20 protein-coding genes are annotated in these 17,293 nt (G+C 60.4%); 10 read left to right on the top strand and 10 right to left on the bottom strand.

The annotated features are described in order from the left end of the window. Nucleotides 1-40 precede the first annotated feature (40 nt). Nucleotides 41-634 (bottom strand): nitroreductase family protein, encoded by a 594-nt coding sequence (locus ACIPZE_RS06330; protein WP_283437332.1) that lies wholly within the window; start codon nt 632-634, stop codon nt 41-43. Between the two features lie 280 nt (nt 635-914). Here ACIPZE_RS06330 and ACIPZE_RS06325 point away from each other — a divergent pair, with 280 nt between their 5' ends. Together ACIPZE_RS06325 and ACIPZE_RS06320 are read left to right on the top strand one after the other, a co-directional pair. Further along, entirely contained in the window at nt 915-1,364 is a 450-nt protein-coding gene (locus ACIPZE_RS06325) for a YcgN family cysteine cluster protein (protein WP_129390508.1), read from the top strand. A gap of 78 nt (nt 1,365-1,442) precedes the next feature. Beyond that, a complete protein-coding gene (locus tag ACIPZE_RS06320) occupies nt 1,443-2,672 on the top strand; it encodes a hypothetical protein (protein ID WP_400771991.1) in 1,230 nt (409 codons plus the stop codon). A gap of 76 nt (nt 2,673-2,748) precedes the next feature. Here ACIPZE_RS06320 and ACIPZE_RS06315 read toward each other — a convergent pair whose 3' ends face one another. The 4 genes from ACIPZE_RS06315 to ACIPZE_RS06300 form a co-directional block, all read right to left on the bottom strand. Beyond that, entirely contained in the window at nt 2,749-3,126 is a 378-nt protein-coding gene (locus ACIPZE_RS06315) for a DUF2892 domain-containing protein (protein WP_129390514.1), read from the bottom strand. An 81-nt stretch (nt 3,127-3,207) separates the two neighbouring features. Continuing rightward, nucleotides 3,208-3,678: an RNA methyltransferase gene (locus ACIPZE_RS06310; protein ID WP_007911337.1), complete on the bottom strand. Its 471-nt coding sequence runs from the start codon at nt 3,676-3,678 to the stop codon at nt 3,208-3,210. 132 nt (nt 3,679-3,810) lie between these two features. Next, nucleotides 3,811-4,182 carry a YajD family HNH nuclease gene (locus ACIPZE_RS06305; protein ID WP_007911336.1) on the bottom strand — a complete coding sequence of 124 codons (372 nt, stop codon included), beginning with the start codon at nt 4,180-4,182 and terminating at the stop codon, nt 3,811-3,813. Between the two features lie 48 nt (nt 4,183-4,230). Beyond that, the gene (locus ACIPZE_RS06300) at nt 4,231-4,917 is read right to left on the bottom strand and encodes a spermidine synthase (RefSeq protein WP_129390517.1); all 687 of its coding nucleotides are present in this window, start codon (nt 4,915-4,917) and stop codon (nt 4,231-4,233) included. Nucleotides 4,918-4,997: 80 nt separating this feature from the next. On the opposite strand from ACIPZE_RS06300, the gene ACIPZE_RS06295 reads away from it, so the two are divergent. Beyond that, nucleotides 4,998-5,282 carry a hypothetical protein gene (locus tag ACIPZE_RS06295; protein ID WP_283437329.1) on the top strand — a complete coding sequence of 95 codons (285 nt, stop codon included), beginning with the start codon at nt 4,998-5,000 and terminating at the stop codon, nt 5,280-5,282. Here the strand turns inward: ACIPZE_RS06295 and ACIPZE_RS06290 are convergent. Continuing rightward, on the bottom strand, nt 5,279-5,752 hold the full coding sequence (locus ACIPZE_RS06290) for a cyclic nucleotide-binding domain-containing protein (RefSeq protein ID WP_034153174.1): 474 nt from the start codon (nt 5,750-5,752) through the stop codon (nt 5,279-5,281). The two genes, ACIPZE_RS06295 and ACIPZE_RS06290, sit on opposite strands and share 4 nt — an antisense overlap. 204 nt (nt 5,753-5,956) lie before the next feature. Next, on the bottom strand, nt 5,957-8,011 hold the full coding sequence (locus ACIPZE_RS06285; RefSeq protein WP_400771988.1) for a S9 family peptidase: 2,055 nt from the start codon (nt 8,009-8,011) through the stop codon (nt 5,957-5,959). Between the two features lie 225 nt (nt 8,012-8,236). On the opposite strand from ACIPZE_RS06285, the gene ACIPZE_RS06280 reads away from it, so the two are divergent. The 3 genes from ACIPZE_RS06280 to ACIPZE_RS06270 are packed head-to-tail and all read left to right on the top strand — an operon-like array spanning nt 8,237 to nt 10,081. After that, nucleotides 8,237-8,734 (top strand): MFS transporter, encoded by a 498-nt coding sequence (locus ACIPZE_RS06280; RefSeq protein ID WP_283437327.1) that lies wholly within the window; start codon nt 8,237-8,239, stop codon nt 8,732-8,734. A 15-nt stretch (nt 8,735-8,749) separates the two neighbouring features. Beyond that, the gene (locus ACIPZE_RS06275) at nt 8,750-9,526 is read left to right on the top strand and encodes a class II glutamine amidotransferase (RefSeq protein WP_283437326.1); all 777 of its coding nucleotides are present in this window, start codon (nt 8,750-8,752) and stop codon (nt 9,524-9,526) included. Nucleotides 9,527-9,538: 12 nt separating this feature from the next. After that, nucleotides 9,539-10,081, top strand: coding sequence for a DUF2937 family protein (locus ACIPZE_RS06270; RefSeq protein WP_283437325.1), 543 nt, complete (start codon nt 9,539-9,541; stop codon nt 10,079-10,081). 143 nt (nt 10,082-10,224) lie between these two features. Here the strand turns inward: ACIPZE_RS06270 and ACIPZE_RS06265 are convergent, their stop codons facing one another. Further along, entirely contained in the window at nt 10,225-11,139 is a 915-nt protein-coding gene (locus tag ACIPZE_RS06265; protein ID WP_283437324.1) for a LysR family transcriptional regulator, read from the bottom strand. Nucleotides 11,140-11,298: 159 nt separating this feature from the next. Here ACIPZE_RS06265 and ACIPZE_RS06260 point away from each other — a divergent pair, with 159 nt between their 5' ends. The 4 genes from ACIPZE_RS06260 to ACIPZE_RS06245 all read left to right on the top strand — a co-directional run bounded on the left by ACIPZE_RS06260 (nt 11,299) and on the right by ACIPZE_RS06245 (nt 15,014). Next, complete coding sequence (locus tag ACIPZE_RS06260; protein WP_283437323.1) at nt 11,299-12,585, top strand: MFS transporter; 1,287 nt, start codon at nt 11,299-11,301, stop codon at nt 12,583-12,585. Nucleotides 12,586-12,646: 61 nt separating this feature from the next. Beyond that, nucleotides 12,647-13,399: a 5-oxoprolinase subunit PxpA gene (locus ACIPZE_RS06255; RefSeq protein ID WP_283437322.1), complete on the top strand. Its 753-nt coding sequence runs from the start codon at nt 12,647-12,649 to the stop codon at nt 13,397-13,399. Continuing rightward, complete coding sequence (gene pxpB, locus ACIPZE_RS06250) at nt 13,396-14,100, top strand: 5-oxoprolinase subunit PxpB (protein ID WP_283437321.1); 705 nt, start codon at nt 13,396-13,398, stop codon at nt 14,098-14,100. The genes ACIPZE_RS06255 and pxpB overlap by 4 nt, the downstream gene beginning before the upstream one ends. Further along, nucleotides 14,097-15,014, top strand: a complete 918-nt coding sequence (locus ACIPZE_RS06245; RefSeq protein ID WP_283437320.1) for a biotin-dependent carboxyltransferase family protein — start codon at nt 14,097-14,099, stop codon at nt 15,012-15,014. Before pxpB ends, ACIPZE_RS06245 begins: the two co-directional genes overlap by 4 nt. 160 nt (nt 15,015-15,174) lie before the next feature. Here the strand turns inward: ACIPZE_RS06245 and ACIPZE_RS06240 are convergent, their stop codons facing one another. Further along, nucleotides 15,175-16,353: a VWA domain-containing protein gene (locus tag ACIPZE_RS06240; protein WP_008085921.1), complete on the bottom strand. Its 1,179-nt coding sequence runs from the start codon at nt 16,351-16,353 to the stop codon at nt 15,175-15,177. Nucleotides 16,354-16,365: 12 nt separating this feature from the next. Further along, on the bottom strand, nt 16,366-17,211 hold the full coding sequence (locus tag ACIPZE_RS06235; RefSeq protein ID WP_038358424.1) for a MoxR family ATPase: 846 nt from the start codon (nt 17,209-17,211) through the stop codon (nt 16,366-16,368). Between the last annotated feature and the right edge of the window lie 82 nt (nt 17,212-17,293).

Below are 17,293 nucleotides of genomic sequence, written 5' to 3'. Positions count from 1 at the left end.
TTCCCACGCGGAGCGTGGGAACGATCATTTGCGCTGTGGCTTAGAGGGTAAAGTCGCCTTCAGCCGCCAGTTCGTTCAGCGGACGACGCGGGCTTGGCTCTTCGCGCGCTTGCAGGTAATCCGCCAGGGTTGCCTTGTCACCGAGTTTGCCCACTGCCACAGCCGCGTGCAGCGCATAACCCTCGGGAATGTTCAGCTCCTTGCGTGTCTGCTCTTGATCGAAACCGGCCATGCCGTGGGTGTGCCAGCCGCTGATGCTCGCTTGCAGCGCCAGATGGCCCCACGCCGAACCCGTGTCAAACGTGTGCCACAGCGCCGGCGTTTCTTCAGTGGCGCCCGGTGCCGTGAACGTGGTTTTCGAAATCACGATCACCAGCGCCGACGCATGCTGCGCCCAGCTACGGTTGAACTCATTGAGCAGGCCCAGATAACGCTGCCAGTTCGGCGTATCGCGACGGGCGTAGAGGAAACGCCATGGCTGCGAGTTGTACGCCGAGGGCGCCCAGCGCGCGGCTTCGAAGAAACTCAGCAGGGTTTCTTCCGGGATCGCTTCGCCAGTGAAGGCGCGCGGCGACCAGCGGTCGGTGAATTGCGGGTGAATGGCGTAATCGGCAACGCGAGGGTTGGCACTCATCAAGAGATTCCTTGCTACGTTTGAGTAAAAGATTCGAACGAAAACCCGGCGGGATCAGTTGCGCTGAACAATGGGAGTTTTCCGAGCCTGACAGTTCACCGCAATGCAACGCGGTCGGGCGTTAATGGCTTGCGGGCAAGGCTCCTTGCGACTGGCAAAGCTACGCGCCGCCACAAAAACTGACAAGTCCTGCACAACCGGCAGTCGCCAGCGCTTGGCCCGCAAGGCCTTGGGCACTAGACTGGCGGCCTTTTCACCACCTGATGTTGATGCTTGAGCCATGGTCGCCAAAGTCGAACCGTTCTGGAAACGCAAAACCCTCGATCAACTCGATCTGGAGGAATGGGAATCGCTGTGCGACGGTTGTGGACTGTGCTGCCTGCAAAAACTCGAGGATGAAGAAGATAACAGCGTCTATTACACGCGCATCGCCTGCAAACTGCTGGACCTGAAAACCTGTCAGTGCAGCGATTACCCGAATCGCATCAAGTTTGTCCCGGACTGCATCCAGCTCACCCCGGGCCAGGCTGAAGAATTCAAATGGCTGCCGCCGACCTGCGGGTATCGACTGGTCAGCGAAGGCAAGGATTTGCCGTCGTGGCACCATCTGGTCAGCGGTGATCGCGATGCCGTGCATCACCAGCGGATTTCGCAATCCGGGCGCATGCTCGCCGAGGGCAGCGTGCCGGAGGATGACTGGGAAGATCACCTGATTTTCCGCGCAGGTTAACTGAACAATCTGTAGCGAGGGAGCTTGCTCCCGATCATTCGGGTCTGCGAGCAGGCTCGCTAGCCACAAGGAGTGTGTATGGCTGTGGGATTGCCTCAGGCGCTGCTCGTCGTACTTCTGGCGCTGAGCGCGCCGGTGTGGGCGGCGCAGAAAGTCGATCTGGATTATCACGTGCGCCTGTTGCCGCAGAGCGATCAGGCCGAAGTGCGCCTGACCCTCGCCAAGGGCGAAGCGGTGCGCAGCCTCGATTTTGACCTGGGCGATGGCAGCCATTACAGCGACTTCAAGGCTGACGGCCAGTGGCTGCTCAACCCGGGTAAGCAAACTCGCGGTGTCTGGCGTCCGTCCAGTGACAAGGCCAGCCTGACCTACCGCGTGCGTATCAGTCACGGCCGCAAGAATGGCAGCTTCGACACGCGCATGACGCCGACTTGGGCGTTGCTGCGCGGCGATGAATTGGTGCCGCAGGCCAAGCTCGACCAACAGGACGGCGTTGAACTGGTCTCGCGTCTGCAATTCGAATTACCCGACGGCTGGAAAAGCGTCGAAACCGCGTGGCCACGCATCGGCAAGAACAAATTCCGCATCGACAATCCCTCACGCCTGTTCGACCGCCCGACCGGCTGGATGCTTGCCGGCCACCTCGGTACGCGGCGCACCCGTCTGGGCGAAACTGAGGTCACTGTGGCCTCGCCGCAAGGGCAGGGCATGCGGCGCATGGATGTGCTGACGTTGCTGACGTTCGTCTGGCCGCAGGTGCAGGCCGTCTACCCGCGACATCCGAGCAAGCTGTTGATCGTCGGCGCCAATGATCCGATGTGGCGCGGCAGTCTGGGCGCGCATGAGTCGATCTACCTGAATACGCGCTTGCCGCTGGTCAGCGAAAGCGGCAGCAGTGCGCTGGTGCGCGAGTTGGCGCAGGTGTTCGGGCGGATCAACGATGAGCAGCGCAGTGCCTGGATCAGCGAAGGCTTTGCCGAGTATTACGCGATCGAACTGGTGCGCCGCGCGGGTGGCATGAGTGATGAGCGCTATCAGGGCTTGCAGGAGAAATTGCTCAGGGACAGCCAGAAGGTCACGACCTTGCGCGGCCAACAGATCAGCCCGGCGCAGTTGGCAAAAGCAGTGGTGTTGTTACAGGAACTGGATCGCGAGATTCGTTTGAAAACGCGTAACAAGCGTTCGCTGGATGATGTGTTGCGTGGGGCGATGCATCTGGGCACGGTGAGTACCAAGGCATTTGTTCAGTTGGCCGAGAGCGTTCTCGGTGAGTCCTCCAAAGTCCTTGATACCGCGCTGCTACAGTAAAGATCAAAAGATCGCAGCCTGCGGCAGCTCCTACACCGTCCATGTAGGAGCTGCCGCAGGCTGCGATCTTTTACTTTCAAACCCCGGTTTTTGGTGATTTCACCGAATCATTGCCGGTCACGGTGGCAGTTTTGGTCGCCGCCTCGGCATTCGCCTTCAGCTTGCTCAACTCTTCCCCGGCCCGCTCGATCTTCGCCCGCACGTTGTTCATGTCCTGACGACTTTTCTCAAACAGGCTCTTTACCGAACTGTGCCCGGTAATCCCGCGCGCCATCGCCACACCGCCAATCGCCACCTGAATCAAACCGAACACACCGCCACGGCGCAGGCCCTTGCCGACCATGATCACGCCACCGGCCAGGGAGCCGATGCGCTCCCAGCCCTCGACGTTCTGCTCGGAATGGCTCTGGAACGGGGTGGATTCGATACGCTCGACGCGTTTGAGCTCGGTCATGATCTTTCTCCAGGCAATGAGTAATGGATAAACAAGCTGACTGCTCAAGCGGTCAGCTTGTTCCATCGGATGTGCGACGCTTCAGCGGAATTTTGGCCCGGAGCGGGTGTTCAGGCCCTTGGCCATGCGGTCGTAGAGCACGACGTTGACCGTGGCAGCGAGGTTCATGCAGCCGGTGGTCGGGATGTACACGACGTCTTCGCACCAGTCGCGGATCTCTTTATCCAGCGAGCCGTCTTCCGGGCCGAAGATGTACAGGGCGCGATCCGGGTGGGTGTATTCCGGCAGCGGGCGGGCGCCCTCGACCAGTTCCACGGCGACCGGTACGCAGTTGAGCGGGAGGATCTTTTTCAGATCGTCGATGCCGATCAGCGGAATGTCGTAGTGCACGCGCTTGGTGTCGGTGACGAAGTCGGCGGCGCGTTCATAACGCTTGCCGGTGTAGAACACCGATGCCACGCCGTAGCAGCCTGCGGCGCGCATCACCGAACCGACGTTCTCCGGTGATTTGGGGTTATACAAACCAATGCAGCTGTACCGTTTGTCTGCCACGAGCGGGGTGCCTTCGGGAAAAAGAGCGCGATTATACGGGGATAAGATCAAAAGATCGCAGCCTTCGGCAGCTCCTACAGTTGAATGGCGTACACCCTGTAGGAGCTGCCGAAGGCTGCGATCTTTTGCTTTTTAATCTTCTTTCTTCATCAACCCGGCGAGGGCGGCAAACGGGTTATGCGTTGCCTTGGCAATCTTCGGCGTGCTCAGCGAGCCCTCGCTGAAGTATTGCTGATCGGTATAGCGCGAGTGTTCGTTGTCGTGGCAATACAGGCACAACAATTCCCAGTTCGAGCCGTCCTGCGGGTTGTTGTCGTGATTGTGGTCGCGGTGGTGCACGGTCAGTTCGCTCAGGCGCTTACCGGAAAATTCACGGGTGCAGCGGCCACAGACATGCGGGTACATCTTCAGGGCCTTGTCGCGGTAGCCCATTTCCTTGTCACGCTGGTTGTCGGCGAGGATGCGATCCAGCTTCGACGTATTGGTTGGGGTGGACGAACTCATGGGTTCACCTTTGTAAAAGACTAATGACGGTTATGTGCAGAGTTTAGCTCAGCCCTTGAGCTTCTCGGCAATCCAGATCGTGTGGCGCGTGCCCTTGTTGCCGTGGGCGAAGACCTGGACTTCTTCGGCCTTGAAACCGGCCTTCTTCAATTTGTCGGAAAACAGCCGATCGGCGCTGGCCGACCACACGGCGAGCACGCCTTTCGGGCGCAAAGCCTTGGCGCAAGCATTCAGGCCGGCGGCGGAATACAGCCAGCTGTTGGCCTTCTGGGTCAAGCCTTCGGGGCCGTTGTCGACGTCGAGCATGATTGCATCGAAGCCATTCGGCTCGCTTTGCAGCACCTTGGCGACGTCTTCCTGACGAATCACCGTACGTGGATCGAGCAGCGGCCGGCCGGACTTTTCGCCGAGCGGGCCACGGTTCCACTCGACTACACCGGGCACCAGTTCGGCGACCACCACTTCAGCGGTCTTGCCCAGATGCTTGAGCGCCGAAGCGAGGGTGAAACCCATGCCCAGACCGCCGATCAAGACCCGCGAAGCCGGCCGGCCGGCAACCTTGCGACAAGGAATTTCGGCCAGCGCATCTTCGGAACCGTGCATGCGTGTGTTCATCAACTGCCCGCCGTCGCCGCCCTGGATCTTGATGACAAAATCCTCGCCATATTCGAACAGGCACAGGGCACCGCCGCTTTCAGGGATCGGGGTGGTGTCGAGCAGAACGAAACGTTTCATGGAAATCTCTACAAGGGGGAAGGCAAGCAGGCCCGTTGGGAGTAGCCTGAGCGCAGACTAGAGGCCAAACGGAGCCCTTGATGAAGCGCACCATTCTAACGGTCATTGCCCTGGCCGTGCTCTCGATTCCTGCAGTGCAGGCGCAGCAGACGATTCCGCTCAGCCCGGCGCCGCAAGCCGGCTCGCCCGGTACCGCGACACCGACGCCGTATCCGCAGATCACGCCGATCAATATTCCCAAGTCCGGCGCGGGCAGCGGCAGCCCGCCGTTGGTGCCGATCGAAATGCCCAGCCCGCCGAGCAAGGATCAACCGGTGCCGGGCATTGAACCCAACGGCACCAAGACGAAATCCCCCGGCGGTTAAACCTGTTGCGCCGCCAGTTGGCCGTCGGCCATGCGCAGGCGTTTCGACAGCGAGACGGCGAGGGCGCGGATGATCTTCGCAGCGATCTTCGGCGCGTCGTTGAGCATTTTCTCCAGCGAGTCCTTGCCCAGATTCAATAGCTGGCAGTTCGTCGCTGCGACGCAAGTGGCCGATCGACGTTCGCCATCCAGCACGGCCATTTCGCCGAACGCCCGACCGCTGCGCAGGGTGGCCATGGTGATGACCTGGCCATCGGGCCCGGTTTTCTGCACAGCGACCTGGCCGGTGTGGAGGATGCACATGAAACTGCCGGCATCGCCCTCACGGAAAATCGCTTCGCCTTCAGCCACGGTGCTGATGCTGAAGTAGCCGGAAGCGGCCGCAAAGTCGGCCAGTTGCAATTGATCGAACAGGCCGCAGTCCATCAGCCAGTCGCGGATTTCATTGTTCAGGAAGGTTGGTTCTGACATGTCGTCACGGTCTTTTTTGTTTTCACATTTTCAAGGCTGTACACCGCCCCTTTGGGAGCGAGCCTGCTCGCGAAAGCGTAGTGTCAGTCACCGACGATGTGGATGACAGGTCGCATTCGCGAGCAGGCTCGCTCCCACAAAGGGATCTTGGGGGTATCGGCCTCTTGGGTCTGGAATTAAGACCCAAGAGACCGACGGAGTTCCTCAAGCCAGGCCCAAAACCTTGAAAACAAATGCGTATTCGAGCGCTACGTCACGTAATCCCTGATAACGCCCGCTCATCCCGCCATGCCCGGCGCCCAGTTCAGTCTTGAGCAGCAGCACGTTGTCATCGGTCTTGGTCGCGCGCAATTTCGCCACCCACTTGGCCGCTTCCCAATACTGCACGCGGCTGTCGTTGTAGCCGGCAATCACCAGCGTCGCCGGATAATGCTGCGCACGGACGTTTTCGTACGGCGCGTAAGCCTTGATCCGCTCGTAGACCTCCGGCTCCTCGGGATTGCCCCACTCGTCATATTCGGTGACGGTCAGTGGCAGATCTGGGTCGAGCATGGTGTTAAGTACGTCGACAAACGGCACTTCGGCAATCGCCACGCCGAACAGGTCCGGGCGCTGGTTAAGCACTGCACCGATCAGTAAACCGCCGGCGCTGCCACCGCTGATCGCCAGTTTCTCGGCGGTGGTAATGCCGTTGAGGATCAGAAACTCGGCACAGGCAATGAAGTCGCTGAAGGTGTTGTGCTTGTGCTCCTGCTTGCCGGCGCGATACCAGGCTTCACCCAGTTCTCCGCCGCCGCGCACATGGGCGATGGCGAAGGCCATGCCGCGATCCAAAAGGCTCAGGCGGGCGTGGGAGAACCACGGATCGAGACTCGAGCCGTAAGCGCCGTAACCGTACAGATACAGCGGCACTGCTTTGCCGAGCATTTCGCGCTTCATCACCAGACTGATCGGCACTTGTGTACCGTCCGGCGCCGTCGCCCACAGACGCTGGCTGACGTAGGCGTCGGCGTCGAACGGGCCGAGCACCGGAGTTTCTTTCAAAACAGTTTGTTCGCCGCTCGCCAAGATCAACTGGCGCACTTGCGCCGGCCGATTCAACGCCTCGTAGCGCAGACGAATACGGTCGCTCTCGAACTCCTGGCTGTTTTGCACATACAGGCTGTAGGCCGCATCCGGCAGTTGCACGCGATACGGCGCCAGACCCTGCGGGTGAACCTCGATGATCGGCAGACCACCTTCGCGCAGGCTCAGGGTCATGGCTTCGGTGTTGAGACTGACGCCGTCGAGCATCACCGTGTCGCTGTGCGCGATCAGGTTCTGCCAGTCGGCTTCAGTCGGCGCCGTGCCGGTGTCCGGGGCCTGATACAGGGCGTAGTTGATGCCGTCACGGTTGGTGCGGATAAACCACGTCCAGACGCCATCGAGCAGACCGTGATCGACATCGTATTCATGATCTTCGACCCGTGGCGCCAGGCAAGTGAACGGCAGGTGCGGCTGGTTGGCATCGAGCACCCAGACTTCACTGGTGGTCTTGCTGCCCAGCGACAGCAGCAGTTGCTGTTCGGAACTGGAACGGTAGCAATGCAGGAAGAAACGCCCGTCCGCCTCGTGGAACACCTCTTCGGCAGCCGTGCCATCAAGGCGATAGCGGAACAGTTTGTGCGGGCGATGAGTGTCGTCGAGTACGCCGAAAAACAGCGTCAGGCTGTCGTTGGCCCAGGTCATGCTGCCGTCGCAGTCTTCGAATTCCAGTTCACTGACCTTGTCGTTGGCCAGTTCCTTGACGAACAGTGTGTAGATCTCATCGCCCGAGGCGTCGACGCTGTAGGCCAGGCGCTGGTGGTCGGGGCTGATGCTGAACGCGCCCAGCGAGAAGAATCCACCGTTGGCCAGTTCATTCGGATCGAGCAGCAATTGTTCGCGGCTTTCGTCGAGGCTCAGGCTGTCGTCCGCCGGACGCGGGCAGCGATAGTGCCGAGCGTATTCGTCGCCCGCCGTGGTGCGCGTGTAATACAGGTACGGGCCCCACGGCGAAGGCAGCGACAGGTCGGTCTCCAGAATCCGCCCCTTGATCTCTTCGAACAGGGTTTCGCGCAATTCGGCCTGATCGGCGGTTTGCGCTTCCTGGTAGGCGTTTTCGGCCTTGAGGTAATCGAGCACCGCGTCGGTGTCGCGTTCCTGCAGCCAGGCATACGGGTCGGCACCGGCAGCCTTGTGGGCAATCGGGGCACTGATGACGTTGGCGGATTCAGGCATGAATGGCTCTCGGACAAATTACGGAATAGGGTTTTCGCAGCTTTTGAAACCGTCGCAGACCCTGTAGGAGTGAGCCTGCTCGCGATAAGGCCGGCACATTCAACATCAATGTTGTCAGGCTGTCCGTCATCGCGAGCAGGCTCACTCCTACAGGTCGTGTGTCTATTGGGACAAGCCTGGCGGGCGAAAAGTCGTTACTATAAGCGCCTCTTTGCCTGCCTTGCCATGGACACCATGACCGAGAACGACTATCTGATCGCCTGGGGCCTCTACGCCTTTGCCGCTGTGGGCTGCCTGTTGGTATGGATGCGCCTGACTACCTGGATGTGGCGCTGGCTGCGCGAACCGCTGCGCGTGCTGATGGCGGTGTTGCTGTTCAGCCCGACCATCATTGACCCGGTGAAAGCCAAGGTTGCACCGTCCATCGCCATCACCGCGCTGGATCTGGCCTTCAAGGTCGGCAACAACGCCTGGCGGGCGATTTCCGATCTGTTCATGTACAGCATGATCGCTTTCGGTCTTTACCTGATCTTCGTGCTGATCCGTTTCCCGATCGAACGGGCCTCCAAAGCGCGCCGCGAACAGGCTGAATCCGCCAAGGCTGCGGCCCGCGCCGATGACCGCGACGACGATCAACCGTTCGGCGGTGCCGGGGATGACCGTTACGGCCGCCCACCTTTGCCGAATAACCCGCAGCGCATGCGGGTCGAGCCGCGCCTGTAACCCGAGAGTCCGCACATGTGTGAATTACTGGGCATGAGTGCCAACGTGCCGACCGATATCGTGTTCAGCTTCACCGGCCTGATGCAGCGCGGCGGCCGCACCGGCCCGCACCGTGACGGCTGGGGCATCGCCTTCTATGAAGGCCGTGGCTTGCGTCTGTTTCAGGACCCGGCGGCGAGCAGCGAGTCGGAAGTGGCCAACCTGGTGCAGCGTTATCCGATCAAGAGCGAAGTGGTCATCGGCCACATCCGCCAGGCCAACGTCGGCAAAGTCTGCCTGTCCAACACCCACCCGTTCGTCCGCGAGCTGTGGGGGCGCAACTGGTGTTTTGCGCACAATGGCCAACTCGCCGATTTCACCCCGATCAAGAGTTTCTACCGCCCGGTCGGCGATACCGACAGCGAAGCGGCGTTCTGCGATTTGCTCAACCGCGTGCGTGCAGCTTTTCCGGAGCCGGTCGATATAGAAGAGCTGCTGCCGGATCTGGTGGCCGCGTGCGCCGAATACCGCAGCAAAGGCGTGTTCAACTGCCTGCTCAGCGACGGCGACTGGCTGTTCTGCTATTGCTCGACCAAACTCGCACAGATCACCCGGCGCGCACCGTTCGGCCCGGCGCGGCTCAAGGACGTCGACGTGATCGTCGATTTCCAGGCCGAAACCACGCCCAACGACGTGGTGACGGTGATCGCCACCGAGCCTTTGACCGAAAACGAAACCTGGACCCGCTACGAACCGGGCCAATGGAGCCTGTGGCGACGCGGCGAATGCGTAAGCCTTGGCAAGACCGAATAAGGATTGCACCCCATGTTGCTCAGTTACCTACGGCTGGTGTTGTTTGCGGCGGGCCTGTTGATCGGTGTCCAGGTGCCGGGGTTCATCAACGATTACGCGAAACGCGTCGAGGCGCACCTGATCGAAGCGCAAACCGGCCTGCGCGGCTTCCAGGGCACTGCCGAGCAGTTTTTCAAGGGCGATATCCAGGCGCTGGTCGCGCATTACCGCGCCAGCGAAGACCCGGTTTTTCGCAGCGATGCCGACAGCCTGAGCACGTTGCTCAATCGGCAGACTGCGCTGGATAAACAGTTCCAGGCGATGCAAGGGCCGTGGTACATCCGCTTCCTGCAAGTGGTGCTGGCGGCGGATCCGGATATTCGCAAGGAAACCTGGAACGGTTACAGCTATCAGATTCTGCTGACCCCGGAAGCGATGATCTGGGGCATGAGCGGCGCTTTGCTGCTGTCGTTCGGGATTGAATGCCTGTTCCGCCTGATCGACTGGGTGGTGCTGGGCGGCAAGCGCCTGCGTCAGAGCCGGCCGATCGAAGACCGCGACGTGCGCGGCCTCTGATGATCGTTCCCACGCTCTGCGTGGGAATGCAGCCCGGGACGCTCCGCGTCCCAAAGCGGACGCGGAGCGTCCATTGAGGCATTCCCACGCGGAGCGTGGGAACGATCATGTAGGAGCTGCCGAAGGCTGCGATCTTTTGCTGTTCAGGGGTTCAAAACCACATACCCATCACCGACCTTCTGCGCATACCCCGCCAACACCTGCTGACACAACGTCACAATCTCCTCGACCCACTCCACCCCCACCCGCCACGACACCACCACCTGCAAATTCGGTGGCCGTTGATCAATCGCCAACAAGGTCAATTCGCCCCGCGCCAGCTCTTCAGCCACCAGCACCGGCGGTAGCACGCCAACCCCGAAGCCATCGCGCAACAGCCGAGTAATCGCCGACACCGAATTCACGCAATTCAAGCGCGGCGCCATTACGCCGTTCGCCTGCATCAATGCGAGAAGATCCTGATGCGGCCGGGAGTTTTTCGAGTAAGTGATGATTCGCTCCTGCGCCAGTTCAGCGAGGTCGGCGTAGTCGCGGTTGTAGATCGAATTGCTGGCGACAATCCAGCCCAGCGGATGGCTGGCCAGCTCCAGGCTGCGCACACTTTCATGACGCACCAGGTCGGTTTGCAGGATCAGGTCGAGAAAACCTTTTTGCAGCTGATCGCAGAGGTTCAGCGAGGTATCCGCCACCAACTCGATTTCCACCCGTGGATACAGATCGGTCATCTGCGCCACCAGCGGGCTCAGCCAGGTGTGGATCACTGTGTCCATTACACCGATGCGCACCCGGCCGACCTTGCTTGAGCGGGTCTCGATCGACTGCCTCAGCGCCGACATGGTGTCGAGCATCTGCTCGGCATATTCCAGCACCTTCAAACCTTCCGGCGTCAGACTGACACCGCGTGAATCGCGCAGAAACAGCTTCACCCCCAGTTCGCCTTCCAGTACCGCAATGCGGCTGGAAATCGACGCCTGAGTGGTGAACAGCTTGTCGGCGGTGAGGCGAAAACTCTTCAGGCGGGCGACCCAGACAAAGGTCTCGAGAAACTTCAGGTTCATGGGCAAGGCTCGGCTGACAAATTTTTCTTATGCCTAAGGCGGGTTTTTATTCGTTGGACGCGAGAGGGTGCTGCGACGAAAAATCGGCGCATGCGGTTCCCACGATAGGCGTCGTCGGGGCTACGAACAAGACCAATAAAAAACCTGCGGAGATAAGCCATGAGTGCTCCCGACACCCTAAAAGCATCCACGGTAACGGCGCGTCCCGGGCCGTTCGACTGGTATCGCAACATCAACCAGCAGGAGCGCCGCACGTTCTGGAGCTGCAAGATCGGCTACGGGCTGGATGGCATGGATACGCAGATGCTCAGCTTCGTCGTGCCGACGCTGATTGCGATGTGGGGCATCACCACCGGCGAGGCCGGGCTGATTCACACCAGCACCTTGATTGCTTCGGCGATTGGCGGTTGGGTCGCCGGGATTCTTTCCGATCGCATCGGCCGCGTGCGCACCCTGCAACTGACCGTGCTGTGGTTCGCCTTCTTCACCTTCCTCTGTGGCTTCGCGCAGAACTACGAACAATTGCTGATCGCCCGCACCTTGATGGGCTTCGGTTTCGGCGGCGAATGGACGGCCGGCGCGGTGCTGATTGGCGAGGTGATCCGCGCCCAGGATCGCGGCAAAGCGGTGGGCATGGTGCAATCCGGTTGGGCGCTGGGCTGGGGGCTGACGGCGATTCTGTACGCGCTGCTGTTCTCGGTGTTGCCACCAGAAGACGCCTGGCGCGCGCTGTTCATTCTCGGCATCGTGCCGGCAATTTTCGTGATTTTCGTGCGTCGACTGGTCAAGGACCCGGAGATCTATCGCGAGGCCAAGGCCCGGCAAACGCCAGAGAATCAGTCGAAGTTCTACGAGATCTTTGCGCCCGGCATGCTCTTCACCACGTTCCGCGCTTCGCTGCTGACCACCGGCGCGCTGGGCGGTTATTACGCGATTACCTCGTGGCTACCGACCTTCCTCAAAAATGAGCGCGGCTTGAGCGTGCTCGGCACCGGCGGGTATCTGGCGATGGTGATCGTCGGTTCTTACGTCGGCTATGTGATCAGCGCCTATCTGACCGATCTGCTCGGCCGGAAAAAGAACTTCATCCTGTTCGCGGTCGGCTCGTTCACCATCGTTCTGCTCTACACGCAATTGCCGGTCAGCAACGGCGTGATGCTCTGGCTGGGCTTCCCGCTGGGCTTCTTTGCTTCGGGGATTTTCAGCGGCATGGGCGCGTTTCTGACTGAGCTGTTTCCTACACGCATTCGTGGTTCGGGGCAGGGCTTTTGCTACAACATCGGTCGGGCGCTGGCGGCATTGTTTCCGCTGCTGATCGGCCTGCTTAGCCAGAAAGTACCGTTGAGCGTCGGCATTGGCGCGTTTGCGGCGGTGTCTTACGGCGTGGTGATTATCGCGGCCTTGAGCCTGCCGGAAACCCGTGGCAAGCAACTCGATGCGCAGTAACTGATAACCTGCGAAACGAATTCCTACAGATAAAAAGACAAGCCCTACAGGAGTGTTCACCGTGAGCCGCCTGCTATTGAATTGCGACATTGGCGAGAGTTTCGGCAGCTGGACCATGGGTCTGGATGCCGAGGTCATGCCCTTCATCGATTGCGCCAATGTCGCCTGCGGCTTCCATGCCGGCGACCCGAGCATCATGCGCAAGACCGTCAGCCTGGCGCTGAGCCACGGCGTGCAGATCGGCGCGCATCCGGCCTATCAGGATCTGGTCGGCTTCGGCCGCCGCTCCATGGCGTATTCGGCGCAAGAGCTGCAAGACATCCTGCATTATCAGATCGGCGCCCTCGACGGCATTTGCAAGGCGCAGGGCGGTCGAGTCAGTTACGTCAAACCTCACGGCGCGATGTACAACGACATGATGGCCAACCCGGCGCAACTGCGTGCGGTGATTCAGGCCGTAGCGGCTTACGATCGAAGTCTGCCGCTGATGTTGATGGCCACTCGCGATAATTCTGCCGCGCAACAAATCGGCGATGAGTACGGCGTAACGCTGTTGTTCGAAGCCTTCGCTGACCGCGCGTACGACAGCGCTGGCAAACTGGTTTCGCGGCAACTGCCCGGCGCGGTGCATCACGAGCCGGAAAAAATCATCGAGCAAGCGCTGACCATTGCCCGTGGCGACAATCTCACCGCCAACGACGGCAGCGTCTTGCGCCTGCACGCCAACACTCTCTGCGTGCACGGCGACAACGCCAGTTCGGTGGCCGCCGTGCAGCGTATTCGCGAGGCCTTGAATCAGCAGGATGCACAATGAACCCAAGGATTGAAGTGGTGGCACTGGATTGCCTGATGCTGCGCCTGTTCGACGAAATCGCTGAGGCCAACATGCCGTGGATGCTCGCCGCCAATGAGCGTTTGCGTGCGGTATTCGGCGAGCAATTGATCGATCTGGTGCCGTCGTATACGACGCTGATGGTGCATTACGATCTGACGGTTTTAAGCCCGAACCAGGCGCGTGAATTGATCGCTGAGGCGCTGATCGATCTGTCGCCGAATGCGCGCAACGCTGGGCAATGCCACGTGGTGCCGGTCTGGTATGACTTGAGCGTCGGCCCGGAGCTGAGCTTGCTTGCCGAGCGCAGCGGGCTGGCGGTGGAGGAGGTGATTCGGCGCCACAGTGGCCGCGAATATCAGGTATTCGCCCTCGGTTTTGCGCCGGGTTTTGCCTTTATGGGGTTGGTCGAAGAAATTCTCGCGGCGCCACGTTTGAACACGCCGCGCAAGAAAGTCGCCGCCGGCAGCGTCGGAATTGCTGAGCGGCAAACGGCTGCCTATCCCGTGGTCTCGCCCGGTGGCTGGAACCTGATCGGTCGCACGCCGGCGAAGCTGTTCGACCGCCATCGTGACGGCTACAGTCTGATGCAACCCGGCGACACCGTGCGTTTCGAAGCGGTGAGCCACGCCGAATTCATCCGACTGGGCGGCGATGACACGCCATTGGAGGCGCAGGCATGAGCCGACTGACGATTGAGGCGAGTACGCCGCTGTGCCTGTTGCAGGACGCCGGGCGATTTGGCGTGCGGCATCTGGGCGTGACCCAGGGCGGTGCGGCGGATTGGTGCTCGATGAGCTGGGCCAACTGGCTGCTGGGCAATGGACTGGATGTGGCAGTGATCGAAATCACCCTCGGCGGTTTTACCGTGCTGGCTGAAGAAGATTGTTTGCTGGCGCTGGCCGGTGCTGATCTGGGCGCACAGATTGATGGTCAGCCGCTGGCGCCGTGGCGCAGTTTCAAGTTGGGCAAAGGGCAGACGTTGCGATTTACCCAGCCGCTGCTCGGCGCTCGGGCGTATCTGGCGGCGCCCGGTGGTTTTGCGGCGCCGAAGGTATTGGGCAGCAGTGCCACGGTGGTGCGCGAAGAGCTCGGCGGTCTGGATGGCATGGGCTTGTCGTTGGCCAAGGGATCGGCGTTGAGTTATCACGGGGAATCGCTGTGGGTTCGCGAAGTGCCGCTGGCGCTACGGCCGGACTTGCAATCGACTGCGCCGCTGGATCTGGTGCTCGGCGCACAGATTGGCCAGTTCAGCGGGCAGAGTCTGTTTGACGTGTTCAACAGTGCCTGGACGCTCGACAGCCGCGCCGATCGCATGGGCATTCGTCTGCTGGGCAAGGCTTTGCAGTATCAGGGACAGCCGATGATTTCCGAGGGGATTCCCTTGGGCGCGGTGCAGGTGCCGCCGGATGGGCAGCCGATTGTGTTGCTCAATGATCGGCAGACGATTGGCGGGTATCCACGGTTGGGCGCTTTGACGCCGTTGGCGTTGGCGCGGTTGGCGCAGTGTCTGCCGGGGGCAAAGGTGTGGTTGCGGCCGGTGGTGCAAGATGTCGCGCACCGTGAGCATGTCGAGTATTTGCGGCGATTGGGTTGAGGATCAAAAGATCGCAGCCTGCGGCAGCTCCTACAGGGGAACGTGAATTTTGATCGTCCCCATGCTCCGCGTGGGAATGCCGCCAGGGACGCTCCGCGTCCCTGTGACGCAGAGCGTCACTGGATGCATTCCCACGCAGAGCCTGGGAACAATCTGGTCGTCACTTGGACAAAAACCGCATCCCTTCCTCAAGCCCGCGCAACGTCAATGGATACATCTGATCCTCGATCAAGTCCCGCACGATATTGGTCGACGAGGTATACCCCCAGGTATCTTTCGGATACGGGTTGATCCAGATGAGTTTCTTGTACTTCTCCATGAAACGCTGCATCCACACATAACCCGGTTCTTCGTTCCAGTGCTCGACGCTGCCGCCGGCCTGGGTGATTTCATACGGCGCCATGGCGGCATCACCAATGAAAATCACCTTATAGTCGGCACCGTATTTGTGCAGCAGATCCTGGGTCGAAGTGCGCTCGGAGGTGCGGCGCATGTTGTTCTTCCACACCGATTCGTAAACGAAGTTGTGGAAGTAGAAGTACTCCAGATGCTTGAACTCGGTCTTGCAGGCCGAGAACAGCTCCTCGCAGATCTTCACGTGCGCGTCCATCGAACCGCCGATGTCGAACAGCAACAACAGCTTCACCGTATTGCGCCGCTCCGGGCGCATCTGGATATTCAGCAAGCCGGCGTCGCGCGCGGTGTGGTCGATGGTGCCGTCGATGTCGAGTTCTTCCGCCGCGCCCTGGCGAGCGAATTTGCGCAGGCGACGCAGCGCAACCTTGATGTTGCGCGTGCCCAGTTCCACCGAATCGTCGAGGTTCTTGTACTCGCGCTGATCCCAGACTTTCACCGCTTTGCCCTGACGTTTTCCGGCATCGCCAACCCGAATGCCTTCCGGGTTGAAACCACCAGAACCGAACGGGCTGGTGCCGCCAGTACCGATCCACTTGTTGCCGCCGGCGTGACGTTCCTTCTGTTCTTCCAGACGCTTCTTGAACTCTTCGATCAGTTTGTCGAGACCGCCGAGGGACTGGATCTGCGCGCGCTCTTCGTCGCTCAGCGAGCGCTCGAATTCCTTGCGCAACCAGTCTTCGGGAATCAGCGCCTGCAAGTGATCGTCGAGCTTTTCGAGGCCATTGAAGTAGGCACCGAACGCGCGGTCGAACTTGTCGAAATGGCGTTCGTCCTTCACCAGAATCGCCCGCGACAAGTAGTAGAACTCGTCCATGTCGGCGAAGGTCACGCGCTGTTTCAGCGCGTTGATCAGGTCGAGCAGCTCGCGCACCGACACCGGCACCTTGGCTGCACGCATTTCATTGAACAGGTTGAGCAACATGGCATCAGCCTCTTAGCGCGTGCCGCGACGGCTCATGAACGCCAGGCGCTCAAGCAGTTGCACGTCCTGTTCATTCTTCACCAAAGCACCGGCCAGTGGCGGGATGGCCTTGGTCGGATCGCGTTCGCGCAACACCGCTTCACCGATGTTGTCGGCCATCAGCAGCTTCAGCCAGTCGACCAGTTCCGAGGTCGACGGCTTCTTCTTCAGGCCCGGCACCTTGCGCACATCGAAGAACACGTCCAGCGCTTCGCTGACCAGATCCTTCTTGATGTCCGGGTAGTGCACGTCGACGATTTTCTGCAGGGTCGGGCGATCCGGGAAGGCGATGTAGTGGAAGAAGCAGCGGCGCAGGAAAGCGTCCGGCAGCTCTTTTTCGTTGTTGGAGGTAATGATGATGATCGGGCGTTTCTTGGCCTTGATGGTCTCGTCGATCTCGTAAACGTAGAACTCCATCTTGTCGAGTTCTTGCAGCAAGTCGTTGGGAAACTCGATGTCGGCCTTGTCGATCTCGTCGATCAGCAGAATGACCCGCTCCTCGGACTCGAAAGCCTCCCAGAGCTTGCCTTTCTTCAGGTAGTTACGCACGTCGTGGACTTTTTCAGTGCCCAGCTGCGAGTCGCGCAGACGGCTGACCGCATCGTACTCGTAGAGGCCCTGATGCGCCTTGGTGGTGGACTTGATGTGCCAGGTGATCAGTTTGGCATTGAACGATTCGGCCAGTTGCTCGGCGAGCATGGTCTTGCCGGTGCCCGGCTCGCCCTTGACCAGCAGCGGCCGCTCCAGGGTGATGGCGGCGTTGACCGCCAGCTTCAGGTCATCGGTGGCGACGTAGGCCTGGGTGCCTTCGAACTTCATCTGCTAATCCTCGAACGGTAACGCCGACCTGAACGGGCAGGGCGGGGGCGAAATAATCGGATGCCCGACTATAACGCGCAGG

It is taken from the genome of Pseudomonas sp. NPDC089741 (genome assembly GCF_044748825.1).
Classification (GTDB): Bacteria; Pseudomonadota; Gammaproteobacteria; order Pseudomonadales; family Pseudomonadaceae; genus Aquipseudomonas; species Aquipseudomonas helmanticensis.
The sequence above is the reverse complement of the archived record's forward strand: the minus strand, read 5'-3'. Positions and strand labels throughout refer to the sequence as shown.

What these genes read in the sequence shown, in the direction of transcription:
- ACIPZE_RS06330 (WP_283437332.1), bottom strand. Translation starts at nt 634, where the DNA reads ATGAGTGCCAACCCTCGCGTTGCCGATTACGCCATTCACCCGCAATTC.
- ACIPZE_RS06325 (WP_129390508.1), top strand. Translation starts at nt 915, where the DNA reads ATGGTCGCCAAAGTCGAACCGTTCTGGAAACGCAAAACCCTCGATCAA.
- ACIPZE_RS06320 (WP_400771991.1), top strand. Translation starts at nt 1,443, where the DNA reads ATGGCTGTGGGATTGCCTCAGGCGCTGCTCGTCGTACTTCTGGCGCTG.
- ACIPZE_RS06315 (WP_129390514.1), bottom strand. Translation starts at nt 3,126, where the DNA reads ATGACCGAGCTCAAACGCGTCGAGCGTATCGAATCCACCCCGTTCCAG.
- ACIPZE_RS06305 (WP_007911336.1), bottom strand. Translation starts at nt 4,182, where the DNA reads ATGAGTTCGTCCACCCCAACCAATACGTCGAAGCTGGATCGCATCCTC.
- ACIPZE_RS06300 (WP_129390517.1), bottom strand. Translation starts at nt 4,917, where the DNA reads ATGAAACGTTTCGTTCTGCTCGACACCACCCCGATCCCTGAAAGCGGC.
- ACIPZE_RS06295 (WP_283437329.1), top strand. Translation starts at nt 4,998, where the DNA reads ATGAAGCGCACCATTCTAACGGTCATTGCCCTGGCCGTGCTCTCGATT.
- ACIPZE_RS06290 (WP_034153174.1), bottom strand. Translation starts at nt 5,752, where the DNA reads ATGTCAGAACCAACCTTCCTGAACAATGAAATCCGCGACTGGCTGATG.
- ACIPZE_RS06285 (WP_400771988.1), bottom strand. Translation starts at nt 8,011, where the DNA reads ATGCCTGAATCCGCCAACGTCATCAGTGCCCCGATTGCCCACAAGGCT.
- ACIPZE_RS06280 (WP_283437327.1), top strand. Translation starts at nt 8,237, where the DNA reads ATGGACACCATGACCGAGAACGACTATCTGATCGCCTGGGGCCTCTAC.
- ACIPZE_RS06275 (WP_283437326.1), top strand. Translation starts at nt 8,750, where the DNA reads ATGTGTGAATTACTGGGCATGAGTGCCAACGTGCCGACCGATATCGTG.
- ACIPZE_RS06270 (WP_283437325.1), top strand. Translation starts at nt 9,539, where the DNA reads ATGTTGCTCAGTTACCTACGGCTGGTGTTGTTTGCGGCGGGCCTGTTG.
- ACIPZE_RS06265 (WP_283437324.1), bottom strand. Translation starts at nt 11,139, where the DNA reads ATGAACCTGAAGTTTCTCGAGACCTTTGTCTGGGTCGCCCGCCTGAAG.
- ACIPZE_RS06260 (WP_283437323.1), top strand. Translation starts at nt 11,299, where the DNA reads ATGAGTGCTCCCGACACCCTAAAAGCATCCACGGTAACGGCGCGTCCC.
- pxpB (WP_283437321.1), top strand. Translation starts at nt 13,396, where the DNA reads ATGAACCCAAGGATTGAAGTGGTGGCACTGGATTGCCTGATGCTGCGC.
- ACIPZE_RS06245 (WP_283437320.1), top strand. Translation starts at nt 14,097, where the DNA reads ATGAGCCGACTGACGATTGAGGCGAGTACGCCGCTGTGCCTGTTGCAG.
- ACIPZE_RS06240 (WP_008085921.1), bottom strand. Translation starts at nt 16,353, where the DNA reads ATGTTGCTCAACCTGTTCAATGAAATGCGTGCAGCCAAGGTGCCGGTG.
- ACIPZE_RS06235 (WP_038358424.1), bottom strand. Translation starts at nt 17,211, where the DNA reads ATGAAGTTCGAAGGCACCCAGGCCTACGTCGCCACCGATGACCTGAAG.